This is a genomic window from Streptomyces sp. NRRL WC-3549, assembly GCF_000721935.1.
Classification (GTDB): Bacteria; Actinomycetota; Actinomycetes; order Streptomycetales; family Streptomycetaceae; genus Streptomyces.
This window is the reverse complement of sequence record NZ_KL585457.1, coordinates 1-2,159: the sequence shown is the minus strand read 5'-3', so window position 1 is coordinate 2,159 and position 2,159 is coordinate 1. Positions and strand designations below refer to the sequence as shown.

2 protein-coding genes are annotated in these 2,159 nt (G+C 71.6%); both read left to right on the top strand.

Annotation, left to right across the window (positions count from 1 at the left end):
• A partial coding sequence (gene gltX, locus IH13_RS0135750) for a glutamate--tRNA ligase (RefSeq protein ID WP_031091256.1) occupies positions 1-1,238 on the top strand: 1,238 nt, incomplete at its 5' end.
• 106 nt (positions 1,239-1,344) lie between these two features.
• Positions 1,345-2,064, top strand: a complete 720-nt coding sequence (locus IH13_RS0135745) for an HAD family hydrolase (protein ID WP_031091254.1) — start codon at positions 1,345-1,347, stop codon at positions 2,062-2,064.
• The last annotated feature ends 95 nt before the right edge of the window (positions 2,065-2,159 follow it).

Sequence of the window (2,159 nt, the reverse complement as noted above, 5' to 3'; positions counted from 1 at the left end):
GCCCGCACCCGCCGTACCGCCAGTCGCAGCGGATGGACCTGTACAAGGACGTCGCCGCCAAGCTCCTGGACGCCGGGTACGCGTACCCCTGCTACTGCACCACCGAGGAGCTCGACACCCGCCGCGACGCCGCCCGCGCCGCCGGCCGGCCCTCGGGGTACGACGGCCACTGCCGTGACCTGAGCGACGAGCGGAAGGCCGCGTGCGAGGCCGAGGGCCGCACCTCGATCGTCCGCTTCCGGATGCCCGACGAGGCGATCACCTTCACCGACCTGGTCCGCGGCGAGATCACCGTCCAGCCGGAGAACGTCCCGGACTACGGCATCGTCCGCGCCAACGGGGCCCCGCTCTACACGCTGGTCAACCCGGTCGACGACGCGCTGATGGAGATCACCCACGTCCTGCGCGGCGAGGACCTGCTCTCCTCCACCCCCCGCCAGATCGCGCTCTACCGGGCCCTGATCGAGCTGGGCGTCGCCAAGGAGATCCCCGCCTTCGGCCACCTCCCGTACGTCATGGGCGAGGGCAACAAGAAGCTCTCCAAGCGTGACCCGCAGGCGTCCCTCAACCTCTACCGCGAGCGCGGTTTCCTGCCGGAGGGGCTGCTCAACTACCTCTCGCTGCTGGGCTGGTCGATCGCCGAGGACCGGGACATCTTCACCCGCGACGAGCTGGTCGCCGCGTTCGACATCGCCGACGTCAACGCCAACCCGGCCCGCTTCGACCTCAAGAAGTGCGAGCACATCAACGCCGAGCACGTGCGCGCGATGGACGTCGAGGCGTTCACCAAGGCGTGCGGCCCGTGGCTCAAGGCCCCGTTCGCCCCGTGGGCCCCCGAGGCCTTCGACGCGGAGCAGTTCGCCGCGATCGCCCCGCACGCCCAGACCCGTGTGACGGTTCTCTCGGACATCACGGCCAACGTCGACTTCCTCTTCCTGGACGAGCCGGTCGAGGACGAGGCGTCCTGGAAGAAGGCCATGAAGGAGGGGGCCGACGCCCTGCTGGTCACGGCCCGCGCCGAACTGCTTGCCGCGGAGTGGAACGCCGAGGCCCTCAAGGCGGCCGTCCTGTCCGCCGGCGAGAAGCACGGCCTGAAGCTCGGCAAGGCACAGGCCCCGGTCCGCGTCGCCGTCACCGGCCGCACGGTCGGCCTGCCGCTCTTCGAGTCCCTGGAGATCCTGGGGCGCGAGAAGACGATCGCCCGCATCGACGCGGCGCTGGCGAAGCTGGCCGCGTAACGCCCGTACGCCCGCCGTACACGCACCGGAGGCCGGACTCCCCACCGGGGGCCCGGCCTCCGGCGTATCCGGGTGCCGAGGCGGCGCCGCGGGGTAGCTTCACCGCATGGCCATCCGCGCGGTCCTCTGGGACATCGACGACACGCTCTTCGACTACTCCGGGGCCGACCGCACCGGCATGCGCAAGCACCTCCAGGACGAGGGCTTCCCCGAGGGGTACGGCTCCCTGGAGCAGGCGCTCGACGCCTGGAAGGCGATCACGGACGTGCAGTGGGCGCGTTTCGCCACCGGGGAGCTCGACTTCCAGGGACAGCGCCGGGAGCGGGTACGGGAGTTCCTCGGGCGGTGGCTGAGCGACGGCGAGGCCGACGGCTGGTTCGGCCGGCACGCCGCGCACTACGAGGCCGCCTGGGCCCTCTTCCCGGACGTCCTGCCGGTGCTGGACCGGCTGGCCGGGGGTTTCCGCCACGCCGTCCTGTCCAACTCCAGCATCCACAACCAGGACCGCAAGCTGCGCGCGCTCGGCGTGCGGGACCGCTTCGAGGCGGTGGTGTGCGCCGTCGAGATCGGGGTCGCCAAACCGGACGCGGCGGCCTTCCACGCCGCGTGCGAGGCCCTGGCCCTCGACCCGCGCGAAGTGGCGTACGTCGGCAACGAACCCGACATCGACGCGGCGGGCGCCGTGGCCGCCGGGCTCACCGGGGTCTGGCTCGACCGGGAGGGGCGGGGCGGGCGCCCCGAGCTCGCCCGTATCGCCGGCCTCGACGAGCTGCCCGGCCTGCTGGCGGGCGATACCCGTTTTGGAGCGCCGGACACCTTCAGGTAATGTTCTTCCTGCGCCGCCCGAGCGGGCCGAAAGATCCGGCCGGGAAGCGCAGACAGAGACAAAACCTCCAGAGGTTGAGTTTCAGTGGGCTATGG